The following is a 22,195-nucleotide window of genomic DNA, read 5'->3' on the forward strand; positions in this document are numbered from 1 at the left end:
CGTCGGCCCAGCGCAGCGAATCACGTCGGAAGAGACTCTGGATGACGCGCCCACGAATCCGCGCCCGTGCGCCGCTGCGGATTTCGTTCGCCGGCGGCGGCACCGACGTCCCACCCTTCCCCGCGCTCGAAGGCGGCTGTGTGCTGTCGGCGACCATCGACCGCTACGCCTATGGATCGCTGACTCCGCGTACCGATCGCAAGGTCACCATCGAGTCGGTGGACTTCAAGACCACTCACGAAATGACGCTCGACAGCGAGATCCTCTACGACGGCAGTCTCGACCTGATCAAAGCGGCGGTGCGGCGGTTCGGCCGCGACGGTACGGACGGTTACGACCTGGTGCTGCGTTCGAGCGCGCCGCCCGGATCCGGACTCGGCTCGTCGTCGACGATGATGGTCGCGCTCACCGGCCTGCTCGCCGAGCACTACCGGGCGCCGATGGGCGAGTACGAGACCGCGCAGCTGGCCTGTGCGATCGAACGCGACGACCTCGGCATCGCCGGCGGTATGCAGGACATGTACGCGGCGACATTCGGCGGATTCAATTTCATCGAGTTCAGCGACCGGGTGATCGTCAACCCGCTGCGCATCCGCGACGAGACCGCCTTCGAGCTCGAGCTCAGCCTGCTGCTCTGCTACACGGGCATCACGCGGGACTCCGCACGAGTGATCGAAGACCAAACACGCCGCGCGACCACGGGTGCCGACGACACCCTCGCCGGACTGCGAGCCCAGAAGGAACTGGCGGTGGCCATGAAGGCCGCGCTCCTGACGGGCAAGCTGAACGACTTCGGCGCCCTGCTGGGCGAGGCGTGGACCCAGAAGAAGCGGATGTCGCCCTACATCACCAACGCACGCATCGACGAGCTGTACGAGCTCGCGTTGCGGAGCGGCGCGCTCGGCGGCAAGATCACCGGCGCCGGCGGTGGTGGCTACATCCTGTTGTTCTGCGACTTCACCAAGAAGCACCGCCTCATCGAGGCTCTCGAGGGTGCGGGTGCCGCCATCACCGAATTCGCTTTCGAGAGCAAGGGATTGACCACATGGCAGGCATGAGCACGTCGGATGTCGTTGCACCCAGTGTGGAGACGGTCCAGGCAAGGCTGGCGGACACGATCGCCGTCAAGCAGCAGATGCAATCCGGGGAATTCGCGGCGCAGACCGTCGAGGTGGCGCGGGTCATCATCGACGCGCTGCGCGCCGACCGAAAGGTGATCTTCTTCGGCAACGGCGGCTCCGCCCAAGATGCGGGACACCTGGCCGCCGAGCTGATGGGCCGCTTCGCCTTCGACCGTCCCGGGCTGGCCGCGATCAGCCTGCCGGACGCGACGGCGGCGATCACGGCGATCGGCAACGACTACTCCTACGACGAGGTATTCGCCCGCCAGGTGCTGGCCGCCGGCCGGGCCGGAGACGTGGTGGTCGGGCTGACCACGTCGGGCAACTCACCCAATGTGGTGCGCGCGCTCGAGGCGGCCGGTCAGGCCGGGATGAAGACCGTGACGCTCACCGGCGCCCGCGGCGGCAAGGTTGCCGACGTGGCCGAGATCTGCATCAGGGTGCCCAGCGCGGACACCGGCCGGATTCAGGAAGCGTGCCTGCACCTGGGCCACACCATTTGCGAAATGGTCGAAGCCGCCCTGTTCCCGCGACCGTCCTGACGATGGGTTGGGCGAACGTCCGCACCGTCTTTCTGGACCGCGACGGGACCATCAATGTCAAGGCCGCCGAGGGCGAATACATCCGATCGCCCGCGGAATTGGTGCTGCTGCCCGGCGCGGCCGAGGCGATCGCCGCGCTGAATGCGGCCGGCCTGCGCACGGTCCTGGTGACCAACCAGCGCTGGCTGTCCGAACCGTCCGCCGACCCAGCGCATTTCGATGCCATCCAGGACCGGCTGCGAGAACTGCTCGCCGAGCGGGGCGCCCGCCTCGATGCGGCCTATCACTGCCCGCACGCGGCGAACAGCTGTGACTGTCGTAAACCGTTGGCCGGCATGTTGATTCGCGCGGCTGCGGAGTACGGCTTCGATCTGGCCGAGTCGGTGATGGTCGGCGACAGCGACGCCGACGTCGCGGCGGGCCGAGCGGCCGGCGCCACGACCGTGCTGCTGCGCGCCGGTGACGGAGGTGATGCCGACGTTGTCGTCGACGACCTCGCCGCCGCCGTACGGCTCATCCTCGCCTGAACCGCGCAACGATCGACCGGACCACCAGCGCGAGCGCAAAAGGTACGCATAAGTTGTTGCTGCATACACCGCCGACGCCATAACCTGAGCCAATCGGACCGCAAGATGGGCCGCCGTGGCCGAATTGATGGGTGCGCGGTCGGAAGAACTCGCCGCGATGGACATCTTCGAGGGATGCGCCATCGAAGACTTGGAGCCGTTGGCGGCCAGCCTGCAGCCGCTGCGCGCCGCGGCCGGACAGGTCCTGATGCAGCAGGGCGAGCAGGCCGTGTCGTTCCTGCTCATCTCCTCGGGCACCGCCGAGATCAGACACGTCGGTGTCGACGGCGCGGTGTCGATCGGCGAGACGGCCGCCGGTGCGATCATCGGAGAGATCGCCCTGCTGCGCGACAGCCCCCGGATCGCGACCGTCACCACCCTCGAGCCGTTGACCGGCTGGATCGGCGACAACGACGCATTCACCCGGCTGGTGCACATCCCGGGCATCATGCCCCGGCTACTGCGGATGGTGCGCCAACGGCTGGCCGCGTTCATCACGCCCATCCCGATCCGGATGCGCGACGGCACCCATCTGCTGCTGCGCCCGGTGCTGCCCGGTGACGACGTGCGGACCGTGCACGGTCACATCCAGTTCTCCAGCGAGACGCTGTACCGGCGGTTCATGACGGCTCGGCTGCCGTCTCCGGCCTTGATGCACTACCTGTCCGAGGTCGACTACGTCGACCACTTCGTCTGGGTGGTGACCGACGGCGACGACCCGGTGGCCGACGCGCGCTTTGTTCGCGACGAACACGACCCGACGGTCGCCGAGATCGCGTTCACCGTCGCCGACGCCTACCAGGGCCGGGGGATCGGGAGCTTCCTGATCGGCGCGCTGTCGATCGCCGCCAAGGTCGACGGAGTCGAAAGGTTTTCCGCACGAATGCTTTCCGACAACCTGCCGATGCGCACGATCATGGACCGCTACGGCGCGATCTGGCAGCGCGAAGACATCGGGGTCATCACCACCGTGATCGAGGTGCCGCACCGCCGCGACCTGGGCATCAAACGTGAGTTGGCCGACGAGATCAAACGCGTCGCCCGTCGGGTGATCGAGGCGCTCGGCTGATCCGGTATCTCGTGATATCAACGGGAATGCGGCCGTTCTGGTTTGGCGCGGTGCTCATGGTGTTGCTGGTCGCATGCTCACACGTGCCCGCACGCCGGCCGCCGGCCACGCCGTCACCGTCGGCGCATGGCACCGCCGTCAACCCCGCCAACATCAAGCGGGTGGTTCGCGACCTGCCACCCCACTACGAGGCCACCCCCAACATCCCGAGCGCGGTCTCGCCACGGGTGATCTGGGGTCTTGACCCCGACGCGACATCCAAGCCCGCGTCGTGTGCCGCACTCGCCGACCCCGGCAAGGGACGCGACCAATCGGCGCAGGGCCTGTCCGCGTCGGGTCCGGGCGGCATCATCAATGTGGCGGTGGTGGCTTTGCCAGACGTTGACCTGGACCAGGACGTCGTCGACGCCTGCGGCCAGTGGGCCATGACCGCCGCGCACACCACCGCCAGCGTCCGGCTCACCGACCCTCCGCACATCGACGATGCACAAACCGTCGGCATGGTCGTCGACATCAAATCCGCCGTCGAGGCGGGGACCGAAATCGATTCGCGGGCATACACATTCATCGCGTATCTGGGCGGCTTCTACGCGTTCACCACGGTGACCACCGATCCGGGCTCGGCGCTGCCGGCACTGCCGCCGCAATTCGCCGCCGATCTGCTGGTCAAAACGGTGTCCACGTTGCGCAGCTGAGGGTCGGGCTTTGGGTAGATTAGCCACGGTGTCCAAGCTGGTATGCGCGATCGCGGCCGTCTGTGTGCTCGCCGGTTGTTCGTCGAATGCCACGACCGCCGCGACAAATGCCGACATCGCCAAGGTCGTCGGGGTGAAGTCGAACTTTGGGCCCGAGTTCAAGGTCACCGACATTTCGGAACGTGCGATCGATCCCAAGCTGCTGTCCGCCCGCAAGCTGCCCGAGGGGTTGAAGTTCGACCCCGCCAACTGCGCGAAGTTGGCGTCGGGGCCCGAGATGCCGCCGGACGTGCAGGGCAACATGGCCGCGGTGTCCGCCGAGGGTAACGGCGACCGGTACGTCGTCATCGCGGTGGAGACGTCCAAACCGCTGCCCGTCAACGACCCGGGCAAGGACTGCACCAAGGTCGCGTTCGCCGGGACCGGGGTACGCGGCGGCCTCGAGGTCATCGACGCCCCGAGCATCGACGGGGCGCACACGTTCGGCGTGCATCGGGTGCTGCAGGCGCTGGTCGCAGGAGGTCCTCGCACCGGCGAGCTGTACGACTACTCCGCGCAGTTCGGCGACTACCAGGTGATCGTGATTGCCAACCCGCTCGTCGTCCCGGACCAGCCGGTCGCCAAGGTGGACACGCAGCGGGCTCGCGACCTGCTCGTCAAGGCGGTGGCCGCGATCCGCGCGTCCTAGCGCACGTCGCGCGGGCGGAACTGGATGCTGACGCGCGGGCCCTTGCGAATCGCCGTCTTCGGCACCGCGTGCTCCCAGGTGCGCTGGCAGGATCCGCCCATCACCAGCAGGTCGCCATGCGCCTGGGGCAGCCGCAGCGACGGCCCGCCGCCGCGCCGGCGCATCGCGAACGTCCGCGTGGCGCCGAGACTGATGATCGCCACCATGGTGTCCTCGGTGCTGCTGCGGCCGATCGTGTCGCCGTGCCACGCGACGCTGTCGGCGCCGTCGCGGTAACAGCACAACCCGATCGTGGTGAAGGGCTCGCCGAGCTCGCCCGCGTAGATGTCGTTGAGCCGCCGCCGCAGCCGCGCCAGCAACGGGTGGGGCGGCTCCTCGACGGTCAGGTCGTGAAAACTCACCAGCCGCGGCACGTCGACCACGCGGTCGTACATCTGGCGGCGCTCGGCCCGCCACGGGACCGTCGACAAGAGCTCGTCGAGCAGGTCTTGCGCACCGCGGGGATCGTCGCTGAGCCAACCGGCGCGGATCTCGATGAAGGCGCCGTCGCCGAGTTGTCGTCGCTGGGTGTGCTCGAAAAGCGAGCCCTGTACCGCGGTTCCCACGCGGCACAGTTTATCGCACATCCGTTCGATTGATCCGGACTCGCCGGGCCACCAGGGTGGCCCCGGGTATGACGCGACGGTCCCGTTTCGCGCGGCTACGGTTTAGTTGTGGGTGTGATCGAGCTGGGCACCAATTCCGAGGTGGGCGCGCTGCGGGTGGCGATCCTGCACCGTCCCGGCGCCGAGTTGCGGCGGCTCAACCCGCGCAACAACGATCAGCTGCTGTTCGACGGGCTGCCGTGGGTCGACCGCGCGCAGGACGAGCACGACCAGTTCACCGAGCTGTTGCGTTCCCGCGGCGTGGAGGTGCTGCTGCTGTCCGACCTGCTGACCGAGGCACTCAACCACAGCGGAGCTGCCCGGATGCAGGGGGTTGCGGCCGCCGTCGACGCGCGACGGCTCGGAGTGCCACTGGCGCAAGAGCTTTCGGCCTATCTTCGTGGCCTTGACCCGGCCAAGCTGGCGCACGTGCTGATGGCCGGCATGACGTTCAACGAGCTGCCCGCCGACACCCGGACCGACGTGTCGCTGGTGCTTCGCATGCACCACGGCGGAGACTTCGTGATCGACCCGCTGCCGAACCTGGTGTTCACCCGTGACTCGTCGATCTGGATCGGGCAGCGGGTGGTGATCCCGTCGCTGGCGCTGCGGGCCCGGGTGCGCGAGACGTCGCTGACCGACCTGATCTATGCCCACCACCCGCGGTTCACCGGGGTGCGCAAGGCCTACGAATCCAGATCCGCCCCCGTCGAAGGCGGGGACGTGCTGTTGCTCGCCCCCGGCGTGGTCGCGGTCGGAGTCGGGGAGCGGACCACGCCGGCCGGGGCGGAAGCGTTGGCGCGCAGCCTCTTTGACGACGAGCTCGCGGACACCGTGTTGGCCGTTCCGATCGCGCAACAGCGCGCGCAGATGCACCTGGACACGGTGTGCACGATGGTCGACACCGACACGGTGGTCATGTACGCGAACATCGTTGACAACCTTTCGGCGTTCACGATCCAGCGCGGGGCCGACGGGGTGAGTATCAGCGATGAGGCCCCGTTCTTGGAGGCGGCGGCCAAGGCGATGGGTATCGACAAGCTGCGCGTCATCGACACCGGCTTGGATCCTGTTGTGGCCGAACGCGAACAGTGGGACGACGGCAACAACACGTTGGCGTTGGCCCCCGGCATCGTCGTCGCCTACGAGCGCAACGTGCAGACCAACACCCGGCTACAGGACGCGGGCATCGAGGTCTTGACGATCGCCGGTTCCGAACTGGGCACCGGACGCGGCGGTCCGCGATGCATGTCCTGCCCGGTTGCGCGCGACGCGCTGTGAGGGTTTGCCGAGCTGCTGATCAGCAGCCGATCGGGCCGCCGCCCGCGGGGCAGTTGACTGTCGAGATAGGTAGACAGCTCACCGAGGTCGTCGAGACGGCGACTGCGAGCAGCAACGCAACCAAAACCCGTTTCCCCCTGGCCATGAACCAAAACCGTACGCGCGGTTCCGATCTCGCGAGGCAATTTCGACGCAAACGTCAGCGCCAGCTGGGCAGCCAGATCTCCATGTCCCAGGTCTGCTGCGAGATAGGCAGACCGGTCAGCACCGGGAACAGCCAGGCGAAGTTGGTCACCACCAAGGCGACATAAAAGCTCACGATCATGAGTCCCAGCGTTCGGCGCTCCGGGCTTTGGCCCGGGCGATACAAAATGTCGCCGCAGATCAACGCGATGCCCATCACCAGGAACGGCGCCATCGTCGCGGCGTAGAAGAAGTACATCTGCCGGTCGATGTCGGCGAACCACGGCAGCCACCCGGCGCAGTAGCCGACGAGCACGACGGCGTAACGCCAATCCCGCCGGACGAACGCTCTCCAGCACGCGTACAGCAGCACCGGCACCGCCAGCCACCACATCGCGGGCGTACCGACCAGCATCTCTGCCTTCACGCACGACTGCGCCCCGCAGCCGCTGACGTTCTGCTGATCGATCGCGTACAGCACCGGCCGCAGCGACATCGGCCAGCTCCACGGCTTGGATTCCCACGGGTGGTAGTTGCCGGCCGAATTGGTCAGGCCCGCATGGAATTGCAGCGCTTTCGCGCTGTAGTGCCACAGCGAGCGCAGCGCGTCGGGCACCGGGAAGTCACTCTGCGGGCCGATCGTCTGGCCCACCTCGTGGCGGTCGATCGCGGTCTCGGACGCGAACCACGGCGCGTAGCTGGCCAGATAGATCGCGATCGGGATCAACCCCAGCGCGTACCCGGTGGGGACCAGGTCGCGGCGCAGCGTGCCCAGCCAGGGCCGGTTCACCTGGTACTGCCGCCTCGCGGCCACGTCGAACGCCAGCGACATCGCCCCGAAGAACACCACGAAATAGAGGCCGGACCACTTTGTCCCGCAAGCCAATCCGAGCATGACGCCGGCCAGGAACCGCCACCAGCGCACACCCAGCCGCGGACCCCATTCGGTCGCGGCGTTGCGGCCTTCGAGCAGCGCGACGTGCATTCGCCGGCGCACCTCGTCGCGGTCGACGATCAGCGCGCCGAATGCCGCGACGACGAAGAAGACGAGGATGCCGTCGAGCAGCGCGGTGCGGGCGGCCACGAAGCTGACGCCGTCGCAGATGCACAGCACCCCGGCGATCGCGCCCACCAGCGTCGAGCGGCTGATCCGGCGCACGATCCGCATCACCAGCAGCACCATCACGACGCCGAGCAGCGCGCCGGTGAACCGCCAACCCACCCCGTTGTAGCCGAAGATCGCCTCGCCGATCGCGATCAGCTGCTTGCCGACCGGCGGGTGGACCACCAGGCCGAACCCGGGGTTGTCCTCCACGCCGTGGTTGTGCAGCGCCTGCCACGCCTGCGGCGCGTAATGCTTCTCGTCGAAGATGGGGGTGCCGGCGTCGGTCGGCGAGCCCAGGTTGACGAATCGGGTGATCGCCGCGAGCAGCGTGATGATGCCGGTGACCACCCAGCCGCGGATGGTGTCGATCGGTCCGAAGTCCGCGACCGGAATCAACGGTCCCGGGCTGACCACGGGCACGACGCGCTCTTCCGCGGTGACGGAGGCTTCGCTGGGCGGGGCGGACATCGGTGTCGATCGTAGGCTGTCCGTCATGTCTCACGGTCGCCTATTGCTCGGTGCGACCCCGCTGGGCCAGCCGTCGGATGCCTCCCCGCGGCTGATCAAGGCGCTGGGCGAGGCCGATGTGGTGGCGGCCGAGGACACCCGGCGGGTGCGAACGCTCGCCAAAGCGCTCGACGTCCGCATCAGCGGCCGGGTGGTCAGCATGTTCGACCAGGTGGAGGCCACCCGCGTGCCGGCGCTGGTCGACGAGATCAAGGCCGGTGCGACGGTGCTGGTGGTCAGCGACGCCGGAATGCCGCTGATCAGCGACCCGGGCTACCGGATGGTTGCGGCGTGCGTCGACGCCGGCGTCGCGGTGACGTGCTTGCCCGGGCCGTCCGCGGTGACGACCGCGCTGGCGGTGTCCGGTCTGCCGTCGGAGAAGTTCTGCTTCGAGGGCTTCGCGCCGCGCAAGAGCGGGGCGCGCAAGACCTGGCTGGCCTCGCTGGCCGGCGAGCGGCGCACCTGCGTGTTCTTCGAGTCGCCGCGCCGGCTGGCGGCGTGTCTGCTCGATGCCGTCGAACAGCTCGGTGGCGACCGCCAAGCGGCGATCTGCCGTGAGCTGACCAAGGTGCACGAGGAAGTGGTGCGCGGAACGCTGCAGGAGCTGGCGGCCTGGGCGGCCGACGGCGTGCTCGGCGAGATCACGGTCGTGCTGGCCGGCGCGAGCCCGCCCGCCGATGTGGCATCGCTGGTGGCCCGCGTGCAGGAGCTGGTCGCCGGCGGGGTTCGCGTCAAGGACGCCTGCAACGAGGTGGCCGCGGCGCATCCGGGTGTGCGCTCGCGTCAGCTCTACGACGAGGTGCTGGCCGCGCGTCGCGAGGACTAACCGGCCGCGGCCGCGGTGCACGGCACCCCGACGACGGGGGCGGCCTTGTGCAGGCATTCCTCCCATTCGGCGTCGGGGTTCGAATCGGCGGTGATCCCGCCGCCGACGCCCAGCACCGCGGTGCCGGCGGCGTCGAACTCCACGGTGCGGATCGCGACGTTGAGCTCGCAGCCAGCGATCGGCGACGCCAAACCGACTGTGCCGCAATATATCCCGCGACGATGTGATTCCCACTGCGAAATCAATTGGCGGGCACGGTGTTTGGGGGTGCCGGTGACCGAGGCCGGCGGGAAGGCGGCGTCCAGCAGCGTCGAGGTGGGCAGCTCGACGGGCACCTGCGCCGCCACCGTCGACACCAGATGCCACACCCCGGGCGCGCGCCGCACCACCAGCAGCTCGGGCACCTTGACGGTCCCGGTGACCGCCACCCGGCCCAGGTCGTTGCGCACCAGGTCGACGATCATGATGTTCTCGGCCACCTCTTTCGGCGAGGCGCGCAGCGCCGACGGCCAGGCGTCCAGGGGCAGGGTGCCCTTGATCGGGCTCGACATCACGGCCGCGCCGTGGCGGCGCAGGAACAGCTCGGGCGACAGCGACGCGACCGCACCCCAACGGCCCTCGACATAGGCCGCGCGGGCCGGCGAGGTGCGCGCGATGCCGTCGATGAAGAAGTCCAGCGAGGACCCGGCGACCGTCCCGGTGAACCGGGTGCACACGCACGCCTGGTAGACCTCGCCGGCGCGAATCGCCTCCAGGCAGGCCAGCACGGCGCCGCGGTGCGCCTCCCGGTCGGCCACGCCCCAATTGATCCGGCACTCGCGCGCCGGTCCCGGCGTCGCGGCCAGGGCGGCGGTTAGCCACTCCGGCATCGCCGCCCCGGACAGGCTCTCGTACCACCACTGTCCGTCCCGGTCGCGGCGCAGCACGCAGTCGGTCCAGCCGCCGGCGGCCTCGGGGATGCGATGCGGCCGTCCGTCGGCGCCGGCGTCCGGATAGGACAGGTAGCCCACCCAGCCGCCGCCCAGCGCGGGGGACCGGTCGGTGTGCGAGCCCTGGGGGACGGCGAACGCATCCGCGGTATCCACCGGACGCACTGCCAGGCTCGGCGCGATGATCGCCAGCGCACCGAACCATTCGCCGGTCAGCGCGGCGGGCGGGGGCAACCCGAGCCGGCGGGTGGCATCACCGATCGCGCGCAGCACACCGGGTGCCTCGCCGAGGTTGCCGAGCCGGTCGATTCGCACTGCCCTAGCTTGACAGAAGGGTGACTATTCGCACCCCAGACCTCCGGCGCTCAGCCCCGGCTGATATCGCGGGCGGTCCCCAGGGCGACCAGTTTGTCCGGGTTTCGCATCACGTAGAAGTTGGTGATCTTGTCGCCGTCGATCTCCAGCGTGATGACCCCCTCGAGCTGGTCGCCGAGGTAGAGCAGCACCGCCGGGGCGTTGTTGCAATTCACCATTTCCGCGCGCAGCACGGCCGCGGCCTTGCGCATCAGCCCGGCCACGGCCCTGGCCACCTTGTCGGCGCCGACCACCGGCCGCCGGGCCGCGGACACCTTGCCCCCGCTGTCGGCCATCCAGGTCGCATCCGGGGCCAGCATCGCCATCAGCCCTTCCACGTCGCCGCTGGCCGCGGTGGCCAGGAACTGCGCGGTGATCTCGGCGTTGCGCGCCGGGTCCGTGTCGAAGCGCTTGCGGCGTGCCTGGACGTGTTCGCGGGCCCGGTGCGCGACCTGGCGGACGGTCGGCGCCGGTTTACCCACCGCGTCGGCGATCTCGGCGTAGTCGAAACCGAACACCTCGCGCAGCACGAACACCGCCCGCTCGTCGGGGCTCAGCGTCTCCAGCAGCACCAGCATGGCCATCGAAACCGATTCGGCCAGAACGACATCGGTTGACGGGTCGTGGTCGTCGAGCAGCAGCGGCTCGGGCAGCCACGGCCCGACGTACTCCTCGCGGCGACGGGCGCCGGCCCGCAGCGCGTTGAGCGCCTGACGGGTCACCAGCCGGGCCAGGTACGACTTGGTGTCGTGCACCGCCGACAGGTCGACGTCCGCCCACCGCAGATAGCTGTCCTGCAATACGTCGTCGGCCTCGGTGGCCGAGCCCAGGATTTCGTAGGCGATGGTGAACAGCAACGGGCGCAGCAGCGTGAACCGTTCCGCGTGCTCGCCGGTCGCGATCATTTGATCGCGACCTGCTCGTCGGCGGCCGGTTGAGCGGGCCGGTTACCGCCCTTGAGCCAGAAGTACGAGCCCGGCTTGGCGGCCTCGCGCCGAATGGCCCACAGCGTGCCCCGACAGATTCTCTCCTTGATCGCGGCGGTGGTGCGGCCGCCCAGCGCCAGGTTCACCGGGGTGTCGTCGGTGCGGGCGAACTGCAGCGTGCCGCGGCTGCGGCCGATGCTGATGCATTGGCCGACGAACGCCTGCTTGAGCGCCGCAGGGGTCTGCCCGGCGATGCGGGCGAGCACGGTTTCGGCGGCCTGGGCGCCCAGCGGCTCGGCGGCCTGGCAACTCATCCGCAACGGCTGGCCGGACGGGGCGGCGGCGTCACCCGCGGCGACGATGCGGTCGTCGTCGACGCTGGTCAGCGTCTCGTCGGTGAGCAGCCTGCCCAACTCGTCGGTGCGCAGCCCGCTGCGGGTGGCCAGGTCCGGCACGGTGAAACCGGCGGTCCACACGGTTGCCGCGCTGGGCAGCACCGCGCCGTCGCTGAGCACCACGCTGTCCCAGCGGACCTCGCTGACGGCGACCGTTTCGGCGATGGTGACCTCGAGCCGGCGCAGTTGCTTGGCCACCGAACGGCGGCCCCGTTTGCTCAGCGACGTCCCGAGGGTGCCACCGCACACCAGCGTCACCGGACGACCCTGCTCGGCCAGCTCGGACGCCGTTTCGATACCCGTCAACCCGCCACCGACCACGGTGACTGGTGCGTTCAGCGGCAGGTCGGCGAGTGCATAACGCAGCCGCTGCGCACTTTCCAGATCGCAGATCGAGTGGGCGAATTCGGCGGCGCCGGGCACCGCGTCCTGGGCGGGCACCACGCCCGTACTGCCGACCGCGTAGATCAGGTAGTCGTAGGCCAGCGCGGTGCCGGAGGTCAGCAGCAGCCGCCGGTCGGCGGTGTCGATCCGCTCGACGGCGTCGACGACGAGCTGGATGCCCTCACCGAGCAGCGTGCCGTAGTCGGCGGTCGCGGCGCCGGTGTCGGCGACCAGCTGGTGCAAGCGGATTCGTTCGACGAAGACCGGACGGGGATTCACCAGGGTGACCTCGAGGTCCGGCCGCTGCCGCAGGCGATTGGCCGCCAAAGTGCCGGCGTATCCACCGCCGATGACGACCACACGAGTGTTGCTCATTGCTGTCTCCTTATTCTCTTCGGGACGTGTGCCCTTGAGACACCGCAGCGCGGCCAGGCGTGACAATTCGGTCGGGATTGTGAGCTGTATCACCGACGCTCACAGCTCGGCGGCCCGAACCTGCGCCTAAGAGTCCTCGGGAAAGAAGGTGAAGTTGTTGACGTAGGTGCCGCGGGCCGCCCAGCCGTTCTCGCGGCTGCCGACGTTTGCCGGGTTCTGATGACGTGCCGGGTCGAACTCTGCTATCGGCCGCCGAGCGTCATCGAGGTCGAAGTAACCCGCGTAGCCGAGCCCGGTCAACAGCCTGGTGATCGCGGCTACGGCGTCGGGGTGATGGCGTTCCTCGGCTTCCACGACAACCGTTGGCCGGTTGCGGGTGAGGGTGTCGGTGGCGCCGCGCAGTACTGCCAGTTCGTGGCCTTCCACGTCGATCTTGATCAGGCCCACGTCGTCCAGGTGCAGATCATCGAGCCGTTTGACTGGCACGTCGATGCTTTGAATCTCGCCGCCGTCCACGTCGCCGAGGCTGTTGTCGGTGTCGATCGTGCTGCGACCGGGCTCGGACTCGACCACCCGCATGGGCAGCACGCCGGGTTTGTCCGATAGCGCCACCGCTTCCACCCGGACCTCCGCGCCTACCGCGTCGAACATCGACGCCAGGGCGCGGGCCTGGGCAGGCCGCGGCTCGAATGCGATGACCGCCCGCGACCCCGCCAACATCGCGACCGTGAACTCGCCGACGTCGGCACCGATATCCAGGGAGACCCGGTTGGGATCGCACAACGACGCCGCCAGCTGCACGTCCGGGCGAGATTGGCCCAGACGTTGCATGGCGCGATACTTCCGCCGCCAGAACAGTTGTGGGGCGATGGCCTTTGCCGCCGGCACGAGCCAACGTTTGGCCGAGCGTGCGACGGGCATTTCTTGAGTCTCCAGTGCGGTCTTCTGGCGACCGCAGGCTCGACGGGACCGGGCCGCCGCGGGTGGCCAGCAATTTGTCAGGCGTCAGCCTAGTCGAAGCAGCGTAGGCCAATGTTTACGCGTGGCAACGCCTGCTCACCAGCACCACGGCAACTCGGCCAGGCCGTGACTACCAGGCCCACGATTGTGAGCCGTATCGCTGAATCTGGGTCGCTGCGGCGGAGCCGCCGCTCACACCGGGGCGCGCATCCCTCTAGCATCGCAACGATGGTCCGGACACTGAGGCGAGGCGCGGCGGCGGTTGGCGCCTGCGCGGCGCTCGTGTTGAGCGCCTGCGGCGGTCACGTCACCCCCGGGCCGTTGTCGGCCATGGTCAGTCCGGCCATCCCGCCCGGCGTCGCCGACATCCCCAACCCGCTGCGCGGGCAGTACGAAGACTTGATGAATCCGCTTTTCCCGCAAGGCAATCCCGCGCAGCAGCGCTACCCGGCGTGGCCCGCGTCGTATGACGCCAGCATGAGTATCTCGTGGCGGCAGTTGCAGCCCACCGATCCGGCCACGCTGCCCCCCGATGCGCCCGACGATCGCAAGTTCGACTTCAGCGCGATCGACGACGCGCTGAACAAGCTGGCCAGCCGTAGCATGCGGCTTGCCCTGCGCGTTTACTCCTACAGCTCCGACCCGAACGGCACGGGCATCGCCGTCCCCGAATGGGCGCGGCCGGTGACCACCAGCTTCCCGCCGCCGCCGAACAGTCCCGGCGTGCCGCAGGCGGTGCCGAACTGGGACGACCCGCGCTACCTCGACGAGTTCGGCCAGCTGCTCGCGGCGCTGGGCCGCCGCTATGACGGGGACGAGCGGCTCAGCGTCTTCGAGTTCGCCGGATACACCCAATTTCGGGACCAGGGCATCAGCGCCGCGTCGATCCGGCAGCTGGTCGCGGCCAACGTCAACGCCTTCGGTCACACCCAATTGGTGGTGGCGCCGCAGAACCCGGAGATCGTGCGCGAACTGTTCTCCGACGACGTCACCAAGAAGCTGTCGGCTCCGGTGGGTGTCCGCTCGGATTGCCTGGGCGTCCAGTCGCCGTTGCCCGGTTGGGCCGAGTCCGGTGACTCCCGGTACGTCCGCAACAACGATGCGATCGTCAACGCGATCAAGCAGCGGCTGCGCTCGGCTCCGGTGATCACCGAATGGTGCTCCCTGCCCGGTGGGGCCGACTCCAAGGGCTACTACGAAAAGGGCCTGCACGACGTCGTCAAGTACCACGTGTCGATGACGGCGAGCGCGAACTTCCCGGACCGGGATTCGACATCGGCGATGGACCCGAAGCTGTACGCGTTGTGGGCGCAGGCCAATGCGGCTGCCGGATACCGGTATTCGGTGGATGCGAAGCCGGGATCGCAATCGATTCAGGGCAAAGTGGCGGCCATCTCGGTGGAGTGGACGAACTACGGCGCGGCCGCTACCACCGAGCAGTGGGCGCCCAACTACAAGCTGGTGGATTACACCGGTGCGGTGGTACGCACGCTGCCGGCCACGGTCAACCTCAAGACATTGGTGCACGACGATTCCAGCCCGTCGCGCGACGAGGCGGTCCCCGCGTCGGCTACCGAGACCGTGCACGTCGACCTGTCCGGGCTGGTGCCGGGGCACTACACGCTGCGCGCCTCGGTGGATTGGCAACAGCACAAGCCGGGTGCGTCGCACGTGGTGAACTACGGCCCGATGGCACTGGCCCGCGACGGGCGTGACGGCTCCGGCCTGTACCCGATTGCAACCCTTGACATCCCGCGCGACAACACGAACTCAACCAACGGTTGACACGCCACCGACGGCGTTCGTTCGACCGGAGAAAACGTGCCGTGCATGATACGGTTCTCTGACTAATATGATCCGTGACCTGCTCAAATCTGGTCGCTCGACCGGGACATGCGCCCCACAACGGAGGTCTGGATGCCGCGCAGCCTGGACCTGGTCGTAACCTCCGTCGCCAACCAGCTGGTGGACGCGACCGCGGCCACCGCGGCTGAGGTGAGCCAAAAGGTCCTCGCTCAGCTCGTCGAGCAGTTCGATTTGGATACCGCCTTTTTGCGCCACCGCGACGAGTCTTCCCGGGCCTCGGTGCTGGTCGCGGAGTGGCCACCGCGAACCGAGGTCACGGATGCGGATCCGCTGGCCGCTATCGAAGCCGCCACCGTCGATCCGCTGCTTGACCCGGGCGAGCAGGGCGGCAAGCCGGTCCTGATATCGCCCCGTCAGCGCGGTTCGTGGTGGCGTGTGCTGACGGGGCCCAAGCAACCGGTGACGCCTTCGGTGGTGGCCGCACCGCTGGTCTCGGGCGAAGTGACGACCGGCGTGCTCGGCTTCGTCAGGTTCGGCATCCGGAAGTGGAAGCAAACCGAGGTCAACACGCTCGAAGCGATCGCCGCACTGTTCGCGCAGCTACAAGCACGTCTTGCGGCCGAGGAGAAGCTTCGCTACCTGGCCGAGCACGACGATCTGACCGGCTTGTACAACCGGCGGGCGCTGGTCGCCCACCTGTCCGAGCGGCTCGCCGCCGGCAAGCCGGGACCCGTCGCGGTGCTGTATCTCGACCTCGACCGGTTGAAGCCGATCAACGACTATCTGGGCCATACCGCGGGCGACTGGTTCATCAGGGTCTTCGCGCAACGCATTCAGGCCTGCGCCGGCGGTCAGGCGATGATCGCCCGGCTGGGTGGCGACGAGTTCGTCGTCGTACCCGACCAGTCGATGTCGCCGGAGACCGCGGAGTCGTTCGCCCGTCGCTTGTCGAAAATGCTCTGCGAGCGCCTGGCCATCGGCGGTCACATGATCAGCCGCACCGTCAGCATCGGGCTGGCGGTCGGCATGCCGGAGCGCGACAACTGCACCGCACTGTTGCGCCGCGCCGACGAGGCGGTGCTCACCGCCAAGCGGGCCGGCGGCAACCAGATCGCGGTGTTCACCGATGACATGTCGCTGAAAAGCGCCTTCCGCAACGACATTGAGCTGCATCTGCAGGGCGATATCGGCAGCGAGGCGCTGCTGCTGCATTATCTTCCCGAGGTCGACCTGTGGACCGGCGCGGTGGTCGCCGCCGAGGCGCTGGTCCGCTGGCGGCACCCGATCTGGGGACTGCTGCTGCCGGACGCGTTCATCGGCGTGGCCGAATCGACCAACCTGGCCGGCGAGCTGGGCCGCTGGGTGATGCGCACCGCCTGCGCCGAGTTCAGCCGGTGGCGTGCCAACGGAGTGGGGCAGGGCGCGATCCTGCGTGTCAATGTGTCACCGGTGCAACTGATCACCCGCGGCTTCGTGCGCAGTGTCGCCGAGACGATCGAAGAGTTCGGCATCGACGCCGCATCGTTGTGCCTGGAGATCACCGAGCGCGCCGTCGTGCACGACATCGAGACCACCCGCAATACTCTCGAGGAGCTCAAAGAGGTCGGGGTGCAGCTGGCCGTCGACGACTTCGGCACCGGCTATGCGGTGCTGTCACATCTGAAGTCGCTGCCGGTCGACATGCTGAAGATCGACGCCGGATTCGTCCGGGACCTGGGTAACAATGCCGGCGACCTGGCCATCGTTCGCGCCATCATCGGGCTCGCCGAGGCGTTCGGTCTGCAAGTCGTCGCCGAGGGAGTCGAGACACCCGCTGCCGCACTGACTTTGATGCAACACGGCTGCCACCGCGCGCAAGGATTCTTGCTGTCGAGGCCCGTCCCGGGCGACGCGATGGAGGCATTATTTTCGGCGCGCTGGATGCCGATGCCGTTCCTGGCCGATCGTGAGGCCTTGTCGCAGGGCGTAATCTAGCATCGCAACGTGATCCGAAGAGCGAGCAAATGCATGGCGGCCGTTGTGGCGTGCGCGGCGCTGGTCTTGAGCGGATGCAGCAAGTCGAGTGGCCATGAACCGCTGAGCGCGGTTGTCAGTCCGGCGATCCCGTTGAACGTGCAGGAGGTGCCGAACCCGCTGCGCGGCCAGTACGAAGATCTCCTGATGCCGCTGTTCCCACAGGGCAACCCCGCCCAGCACCGGTACCCTGCGTGGCCGGCGTCCTACGACGCCAGTTTGCGTGTCACCTGGCGCCAGCTGCAGCCGGTCGATCCGGCCCGGCTGCCCCCCGACGCCCCCGACGACCGCAAGTTCGACTTCAGCGTTATCGACGACGCGCTCGCGAAACTCGCCGGCCAAAACATGCGGCTCACCCTTCGCGTGGTCGCCTACAACTCGTGTTGCAACTCTTGGTATCCGAACAACACCAACATCGCGATTCCCGACTTCATGTGGCCGCTGGCCGCCAATTATACTGGGCCACAACGCTATTGGTGGACGACCGGAGTGACGCATGTCGTTCCGAATTGGAACGACCCTCAGTACCTGGACGCGTTCGGCCAGCTGCTCGCCGCGCTGGGTCGTCGTTACGACGGCGACGAGCGGCTGAGCGTGTTCGAGTTCTCCGGTTACGGAGACTTCAGCGAGAACCACATCTCCTACCAACGTGACACGCTGGGTGCGCCGGGCCCGGCTCCTGACGAAAGCGTGGCAAAGCTGGGCTATTACAGCCAGTTTCGTGACCAGACCATCACCGCCGCATCCATTCGGCAGCTCGTTGCCGCGCATGTAAGCGCGTTCCCCCATACCCAATTGGTGACGACGGCGCTGAACCCGGAGATCGTGCGGGAGCTGCTCGCCGACGACGTCACGAAGAAATTGTCCGCGCCGGTAGGTATCCGTGCGGACTGCCTTGGCGTCCAGGCGCCCCTGCCTGCCTGGGCCGAACGAGAAGGTTCGCAGTATTTGAAGGTGAAGGACCCGGTCGTCGGCCAACTGAAAGACCGGATGGCCTCGGCACTGGTGATTACCGAATGGTGCCAGTTGCCCGACGGAACCGATCCGAAGTCCTATTACGAAAAGGGCCTGCGCGACGTCGTCAAGTACCACGTGTCGATGACGTCGAGCTTCAACTTCCCGGCCGTGGATTCGAGTAGTCCGATGGACCCGGCGTTATACCTGCTGTGGGCGAGGGCCAATGTCGTCGCGGGTTATCGGTATTCGGTCCAAGCGCACGGGGGATCGCAAACGTTCCACGACGGGGAAGCGACGATCGGTGTCACCTGGACCAACTACGGCTCCGCCGCCGCCGGCGAAAAATGGGTTCCCGGCTACCGGCTGGTGGACTTCACGGGCGCGGTGATCCGGGAAATGCCCGCGACCGTCAACCTGAAGTCCCTGGTCCGCGGGGACAACTCCGGCGACGAACCCGCCCCGGCGTCGGCCGACGAAACCGTGACCGTGGATATCGGGAGCCTGCCGCCCGGGAATTACACCCTGCAGGCGGGTGCCACCTGGCAACAGCACAAACCCAATGCATCCCACGTCGTGAACTACCCGCCGATGCGGTTGGCCCGCGATGGGCGGGACGGAACCGGGTGGTATCCCGTCGCGACGGTCGACATACCGCGCGAGGTGCTCACTTCCACCCCTCGGCAGTGAATCGCGCGTAGGGTGCGTCGGCGAACCCACGCGAATCCGCCCCTGCCAGGGCGGACGGTCGGATCCGATTTGACGATGCTGCATAATGAGCGTTGGGTTTGCGCAGCGGGTGTTTCGGAGACCGAATGGATGCTCTAGGCCAGTCGCGCTGTTAGAAGGGTATTGGTTCGATGGATTTCCGTACTTTTGTCCGGATTATGACGGCGCACTGGAAGCTCGCCCTGACTGCGCTGCTGATGTGTACCCTCGGTGCCGCGTTCGTCACGGCGGTGCAGAACAAGCACTATCAGTCGTCGGCCACCGTCCTCATCTCGTTTACCGGCGCTACCGACCTCAACGAGGTGTACAGCGGCACGGTGGCCGCACAAGAACGGCTGTCGTCGTATGCGCAGATCGCCGGTGGACGCACTGTGGCAGAGCGCGCGGTCACTCAGCTGCAACTCCCCATCAGCGCCGACGAGGTGCTCAGTCAAACCCAGGTGAAATACACCGCGAAATCGCTGCTGTTCACGATCAGCGTCAAAGATACCGATCCGGGCCGCGCCGCCGCGCTGGCCGGCGCGATGGCGGATCAGTTCAGTGCGCTCGTACCAACGCTGGCCGGCAACCCGCGGCCGGCCGACACGACCGCGACGCCGCCCGACGCTCCCGGAGCCCCGGGAACCCCCGGAGCGCCAGGACCGCTGGGACCGCTGGGACCGACGGGCAAGCCGTTCCCGATCGCCCACGCGAAGGTGGTGGAGCCGCCCCGGATATCGCGCATTCCGGTCTCGCCCGTGCCGATGCGCAACATGGCGATCGGCGTTGTCGCCGGTGTGCTGCTGGCCATCGCGGTGGCGCTGACCCGCGAGGCCAGCGACCGCACCGTGCGCACCCGCGAGAAGCTGGAAGAGCTCTCGGGCCTGCCGACGTTGGGTGAGCTGCCCGGAAAGCGCGGCACCGCACCGAAATTCGGCACCGACATCGCATTCGACGACGCGGTCCGCGGCCTGCGTACCCGGCTGAGCCGGGCCATGGGACCCGATGCCCGCCGGGTGTTGGTTGCGGCGCCGTTCGGCGGGGAGGGAACCACGACGACGGTGCTGAACCTGTCGCGGGCATTCACCGAACTCGGCCAAGACGTGCTGCTCGTCGAGGGCGACACCCGGCGGCCCGTGGTCGCGGGTCTGCTCAGTGTCGAATCGGGGGAGGGGTTGGCGCATGCGCTGGCCGACCCCGGCATCGCCGTGCAAGCGGTGCGCCAGACCCCGATCTCGAGGCTGTTCCTTCTCGCGGCCCGGTCCGGTCGGCGCGGCGAGGGCGTGCCCGTCAGCGCGTTCACGCCGGACGTGATCGACAGCGTGCTGGCGAACCTGTCGTCGCGGTTCGGCCAGACGGTGGTCGACGGGCCGCCGGTGCTCGCCACCGCCGATTCCGGTCTGCTGGCCGGCGCGGTTCAGGCCACGGTGCTGGTCGTGCGCGCCAATCGGACCACCGTCGACGAACTCACCGACGCGCTGGCCGCGTTGCGCGCCGCCGGCGCGCGCGTCGTCGGAACCGTGCTGACCGGTGCCAAGCCGTCGGTGCACAGCCGGGCCGCCGCGCGCGCATACCGTGGAAAGCTCAGCGGGTCGGCGTGATTTTCTACCTGCGGAATCGCGATCGCCTGGTAGTGGCTGCGGCTCTGCTGGGTCTGTTCGTGATGGGGTGCTTCCTGTTCGGCGTGCTCTCGGTTCGCCGGACCACCGAGGGAGTGGTGCTCACCGCCGTATTGTTCTGCGTGGTCGTCTACTGGGTGAAACCCGAGGGGATGGTCGCGGTCACGCTGTTCGGGTCGTTCGCGGCACTGCCCGAAGGATTGCACGTAGGCAAAGTTCTTGGCCCCGTGACGATCTTTGCCTATCAAGTGGCCGCGGTGCTCGCGATCTGCTACCTGCTCCCGGTCGTGCGACTGCGGTTCCGAGATTTCCGATTGCCCGGACTCCTCGTGCTCGTGGTGCTGGCTTCCACCGTCACCGGGCTCGCGACGGGACAACTCCCCCTAGTGGTGATGCGCGAATCCCAAACCATGCTCGAAATGGTGGTTGGGTTCATCCTGGCGTTGTGCGTCGTCTACGGCGGTTACCTCGCATTTTCGATGCGCGTGATGATGGTGGTCCTGTGGTTTTCGGCGGCCATGGCAGTGGTGAGTTCGTTGCACGCGGTCCGGCTGGCCGGGCGTGCGGAAAGCCTGGAAGATACGACGGGCGCGGGCCAGGCCCTGCGCATCATCGTGTCCACCCAAACGCCGGCCACCGCCGTGCTGAGCGGGCTGGTCGCTGCGGCGGTCGTCGGCCGGGTCAAACCTGCGGTCTATTTCGCGTTGGGCCCCCCGGCGTTGCTCATTTCGCTGCTCTCCTTCTCCCGCAACACACTTATCGCCATGGCAGTAGCCGGCGGCATCGCCCTCCTCGGCACTTTGAGCTGGGCGGCCCTGCGCCGGACGGCCGCCGCTCTCGCCGTCGCCGTGGCCGCCATCGCGGCGGCGGTGCCGGGGTCGCTGTTTTTGCTGCAACGTTCCAAGTCCGGGGCATGGCTCGCCGATCAGTTCGCGGCGTTCAATCAGCGGGTGCTGGGCGGCGTTACGGAAAGTGCGCTCGCCGTGGACGATTCGGCGCTGGAACGACTGCGGGAAATCAATCTGCTCAAGGAGACCATTGCCGCGGCCCCGGTGTTCGGCCATGGCCTGGGCTACCCCTATCAACCGCCGACCGGGAACGACGAGTTCCATTTGACGCTCTACCCCGCCTATTCCCACAACTTCTACCTGTGGTGGTTGGCCAAGGCCGGGGCGGTGGGCATGGCGGTGTTCGCGTTGTTCGCGCTCACGCCGGTGATCCTGGCGCTGCGTTGTGCGTCGGCGCCGGCGAAAATCAGTGCGGCGGTCAGCGCCGGCCTCCTGGCGATATCCGCCGTGTGGCCGTTGCCGGAGATGCCGATGGACGCCCTGGGACTGGGTCTGGCCCTGGGTACCGCGATGGGGTACGCCGGCTTGCGGCGCAGGGCCCAGGATGACCGTCAGGTCGGCGTCGAGCAGGCGCCGGCCCTGACCGCGACGCCCAGCTGATTGCGCGAGCGTCACCCGGTTGGCTCTCGGCCTGGTTTATCTTGACCGTATGGCCGGTTTGCTGAGGGACTTCCGTGCGCACACCCGTCGGCCTCGG

At 68.0% G+C, this 22,195-nt stretch carries 19 protein-coding genes; 13 read left to right on the top strand and 6 right to left on the bottom strand.

Annotation, left to right across the window (positions count from 1 at the left end):
* The first annotated feature begins 41 nt into the window (after nt 1-41).
* The 6 genes from G6N55_RS22880 to G6N55_RS22905 all read left to right on the top strand — a co-directional run bounded on the left by G6N55_RS22880 (nt 42) and on the right by G6N55_RS22905 (nt 4,681).
* Nucleotides 42-1,058, top strand: a complete 1,017-nt coding sequence (locus G6N55_RS22880) for a GHMP family kinase ATP-binding protein (protein WP_085219779.1) — start codon at nt 42-44, stop codon at nt 1,056-1,058.
* On the top strand, nt 1,046-1,663 hold the full coding sequence (locus G6N55_RS22885; protein ID WP_179968096.1) for a D-sedoheptulose-7-phosphate isomerase: 618 nt from the start codon (nt 1,046-1,048) through the stop codon (nt 1,661-1,663). The genes G6N55_RS22880 and G6N55_RS22885 overlap by 13 nt, the downstream gene beginning before the upstream one ends.
* Before the next feature lie 2 nt (nt 1,664-1,665).
* Entirely contained in the window at nt 1,666-2,190 is a 525-nt protein-coding gene (locus G6N55_RS22890) for a D-glycero-alpha-D-manno-heptose-1,7-bisphosphate 7-phosphatase (protein ID WP_085219777.1), read from the top strand.
* Nucleotides 2,191-2,317: 127 nt separating this feature from the next.
* The gene (locus G6N55_RS22895; RefSeq protein ID WP_139826650.1) at nt 2,318-3,298 is read left to right on the top strand and encodes a GNAT family N-acetyltransferase; all 981 of its coding nucleotides are present in this window, start codon (nt 2,318-2,320) and stop codon (nt 3,296-3,298) included.
* A 26-nt stretch (nt 3,299-3,324) separates the two neighbouring features.
* Complete coding sequence (locus tag G6N55_RS22900) at nt 3,325-3,993, top strand: DUF5642 family protein (RefSeq protein WP_085219775.1); 669 nt, start codon at nt 3,325-3,327, stop codon at nt 3,991-3,993.
* A 28-nt stretch (nt 3,994-4,021) separates the two neighbouring features.
* Nucleotides 4,022-4,681 (top strand): DUF5642 family protein, encoded by a 660-nt coding sequence (locus tag G6N55_RS22905; protein ID WP_085219774.1) that lies wholly within the window; start codon nt 4,022-4,024, stop codon nt 4,679-4,681.
* On the opposite strand, the gene G6N55_RS22910 is transcribed toward G6N55_RS22905, so the two are convergent.
* Nucleotides 4,678-5,286, bottom strand: coding sequence for an alpha-ketoglutarate-dependent dioxygenase AlkB (locus G6N55_RS22910; protein ID WP_179968097.1), 609 nt, complete (start codon nt 5,284-5,286; stop codon nt 4,678-4,680). The genes G6N55_RS22905 and G6N55_RS22910 overlap by 4 nt on opposite strands.
* Before the next feature lie 108 nt (nt 5,287-5,394).
* Between G6N55_RS22910 and arcA the strand changes: the two genes are divergently transcribed.
* Entirely contained in the window at nt 5,395-6,606 is a 1,212-nt protein-coding gene (gene arcA / locus G6N55_RS22915) for an arginine deiminase (protein ID WP_085219772.1), read from the top strand.
* 199 nt (nt 6,607-6,805) lie between these two features.
* Here the strand turns inward: arcA and G6N55_RS22920 are convergent, their stop codons facing one another.
* On the bottom strand, nt 6,806-8,362 hold the full coding sequence (locus G6N55_RS22920) for a dolichyl-phosphate-mannose--protein mannosyltransferase (RefSeq protein ID WP_085219771.1): 1,557 nt from the start codon (nt 8,360-8,362) through the stop codon (nt 6,806-6,808).
* Between the two features lie 25 nt (nt 8,363-8,387).
* On the opposite strand from G6N55_RS22920, the gene rsmI reads away from it, so the two are divergent.
* The gene (rsmI, locus tag G6N55_RS22925) at nt 8,388-9,227 is read left to right on the top strand and encodes a 16S rRNA (cytidine(1402)-2'-O)-methyltransferase (protein WP_085219895.1); all 840 of its coding nucleotides are present in this window, start codon (nt 8,388-8,390) and stop codon (nt 9,225-9,227) included.
* On the opposite strand, the gene G6N55_RS22930 is transcribed toward rsmI, so the two are convergent.
* The 4 genes from G6N55_RS22930 to G6N55_RS22945 all read right to left on the bottom strand — a co-directional run bounded on the left by G6N55_RS22930 (nt 9,224) and on the right by G6N55_RS22945 (nt 13,511).
* The gene (locus tag G6N55_RS22930; RefSeq protein WP_085219770.1) at nt 9,224-10,471 is read right to left on the bottom strand and encodes an aminodeoxychorismate synthase component I; all 1,248 of its coding nucleotides are present in this window, start codon (nt 10,469-10,471) and stop codon (nt 9,224-9,226) included. The genes rsmI and G6N55_RS22930 overlap by 4 nt on opposite strands.
* 50 nt (nt 10,472-10,521) lie before the next feature.
* Nucleotides 10,522-11,415 (bottom strand): RNA polymerase sigma-70 factor, encoded by an 894-nt coding sequence (locus tag G6N55_RS22935; protein WP_085219769.1) that lies wholly within the window; start codon nt 11,413-11,415, stop codon nt 10,522-10,524.
* Complete coding sequence (locus G6N55_RS22940) at nt 11,412-12,590, bottom strand: NAD(P)/FAD-dependent oxidoreductase (RefSeq protein ID WP_085219894.1); 1,179 nt, start codon at nt 12,588-12,590, stop codon at nt 11,412-11,414. Before G6N55_RS22940 ends, G6N55_RS22935 begins: the two co-directional genes overlap by 4 nt.
* A 126-nt stretch (nt 12,591-12,716) precedes the next feature.
* Nucleotides 12,717-13,511, bottom strand: a complete 795-nt coding sequence (locus tag G6N55_RS22945; protein ID WP_085219768.1) for an FkbM family methyltransferase — start codon at nt 13,509-13,511, stop codon at nt 12,717-12,719.
* Nucleotides 13,512-13,778: 267 nt separating this feature from the next.
* On the opposite strand from G6N55_RS22945, the gene G6N55_RS22950 reads away from it, so the two are divergent.
* From G6N55_RS22950 to G6N55_RS22970, 5 genes are all read left to right on the top strand, one after another.
* Nucleotides 13,779-15,335, top strand: a complete 1,557-nt coding sequence (locus G6N55_RS22950) for a hypothetical protein (RefSeq protein ID WP_085219767.1) — start codon at nt 13,779-13,781, stop codon at nt 15,333-15,335.
* 132 nt (nt 15,336-15,467) lie between these two features.
* Entirely contained in the window at nt 15,468-17,330 is a 1,863-nt protein-coding gene (locus tag G6N55_RS22955; protein WP_085219766.1) for a putative bifunctional diguanylate cyclase/phosphodiesterase, read from the top strand.
* A gap of 33 nt (nt 17,331-17,363) precedes the next feature.
* Nucleotides 17,364-19,013 (top strand): hypothetical protein, encoded by a 1,650-nt coding sequence (locus G6N55_RS22960; RefSeq protein ID WP_085219765.1) that lies wholly within the window; start codon nt 17,364-17,366, stop codon nt 19,011-19,013.
* A gap of 170 nt (nt 19,014-19,183) precedes the next feature.
* Nucleotides 19,184-20,632, top strand: a complete 1,449-nt coding sequence (locus tag G6N55_RS22965; RefSeq protein ID WP_085219764.1) for a chain-length determining protein — start codon at nt 19,184-19,186, stop codon at nt 20,630-20,632.
* The gene (locus G6N55_RS22970; protein ID WP_085219763.1) at nt 20,629-22,098 is read left to right on the top strand and encodes an O-antigen ligase family protein; all 1,470 of its coding nucleotides are present in this window, start codon (nt 20,629-20,631) and stop codon (nt 22,096-22,098) included. Before G6N55_RS22965 ends, G6N55_RS22970 begins: the two co-directional genes overlap by 4 nt.
* The last annotated feature ends 97 nt before the right edge of the window (nt 22,099-22,195 follow it).

Source organism: Mycobacterium florentinum, from assembly GCF_010730355.1.
Classification (GTDB): Bacteria; Actinomycetota; Actinomycetes; order Mycobacteriales; family Mycobacteriaceae; genus Mycobacterium; species Mycobacterium florentinum.

Bases quoted from the DNA above. Each gene is read 5' to 3' on its own strand.
- G6N55_RS22935 (WP_085219769.1), bottom strand. From the start codon at position 11,415: ATGATCGCGACCGGCGAGCACGCGGAACGGTTCACGCTGCTGCGCCCG.
- G6N55_RS22920 (WP_085219771.1), bottom strand. From the start codon at position 8,362: ATGTCCGCCCCGCCCAGCGAAGCCTCCGTCACCGCGGAAGAGCGCGTC.
- G6N55_RS22965 (WP_085219764.1), top strand. From the start codon at position 19,184: ATGGATTTCCGTACTTTTGTCCGGATTATGACGGCGCACTGGAAGCTC.
- G6N55_RS22950 (WP_085219767.1), top strand. From the start codon at position 13,779: ATGGTCCGGACACTGAGGCGAGGCGCGGCGGCGGTTGGCGCCTGCGCG.
- G6N55_RS22955 (WP_085219766.1), top strand. From the start codon at position 15,468: ATGCCGCGCAGCCTGGACCTGGTCGTAACCTCCGTCGCCAACCAGCTG.
- G6N55_RS22895 (WP_139826650.1), top strand. From the start codon at position 2,318: ATGGGTGCGCGGTCGGAAGAACTCGCCGCGATGGACATCTTCGAGGGA.
- G6N55_RS22960 (WP_085219765.1), top strand. From the start codon at position 17,364: ATGGCGGCCGTTGTGGCGTGCGCGGCGCTGGTCTTGAGCGGATGCAGC.
- G6N55_RS22890 (WP_085219777.1), top strand. From the start codon at position 1,666: ATGGGTTGGGCGAACGTCCGCACCGTCTTTCTGGACCGCGACGGGACC.
- G6N55_RS22885 (WP_179968096.1), top strand. From the start codon at position 1,046: ATGGCAGGCATGAGCACGTCGGATGTCGTTGCACCCAGTGTGGAGACG.
- G6N55_RS22900 (WP_085219775.1), top strand. From the start codon at position 3,325: ATGCGGCCGTTCTGGTTTGGCGCGGTGCTCATGGTGTTGCTGGTCGCA.
- rsmI (WP_085219895.1), top strand. From the start codon at position 8,388: ATGTCTCACGGTCGCCTATTGCTCGGTGCGACCCCGCTGGGCCAGCCG.
- G6N55_RS22940 (WP_085219894.1), bottom strand. From the start codon at position 12,590: ATGAGCAACACTCGTGTGGTCGTCATCGGCGGTGGATACGCCGGCACT.
- G6N55_RS22880 (WP_085219779.1), top strand. From the start codon at position 42: ATGACGCGCCCACGAATCCGCGCCCGTGCGCCGCTGCGGATTTCGTTC.
- G6N55_RS22945 (WP_085219768.1), bottom strand. From the start codon at position 13,511: ATGCCCGTCGCACGCTCGGCCAAACGTTGGCTCGTGCCGGCGGCAAAG.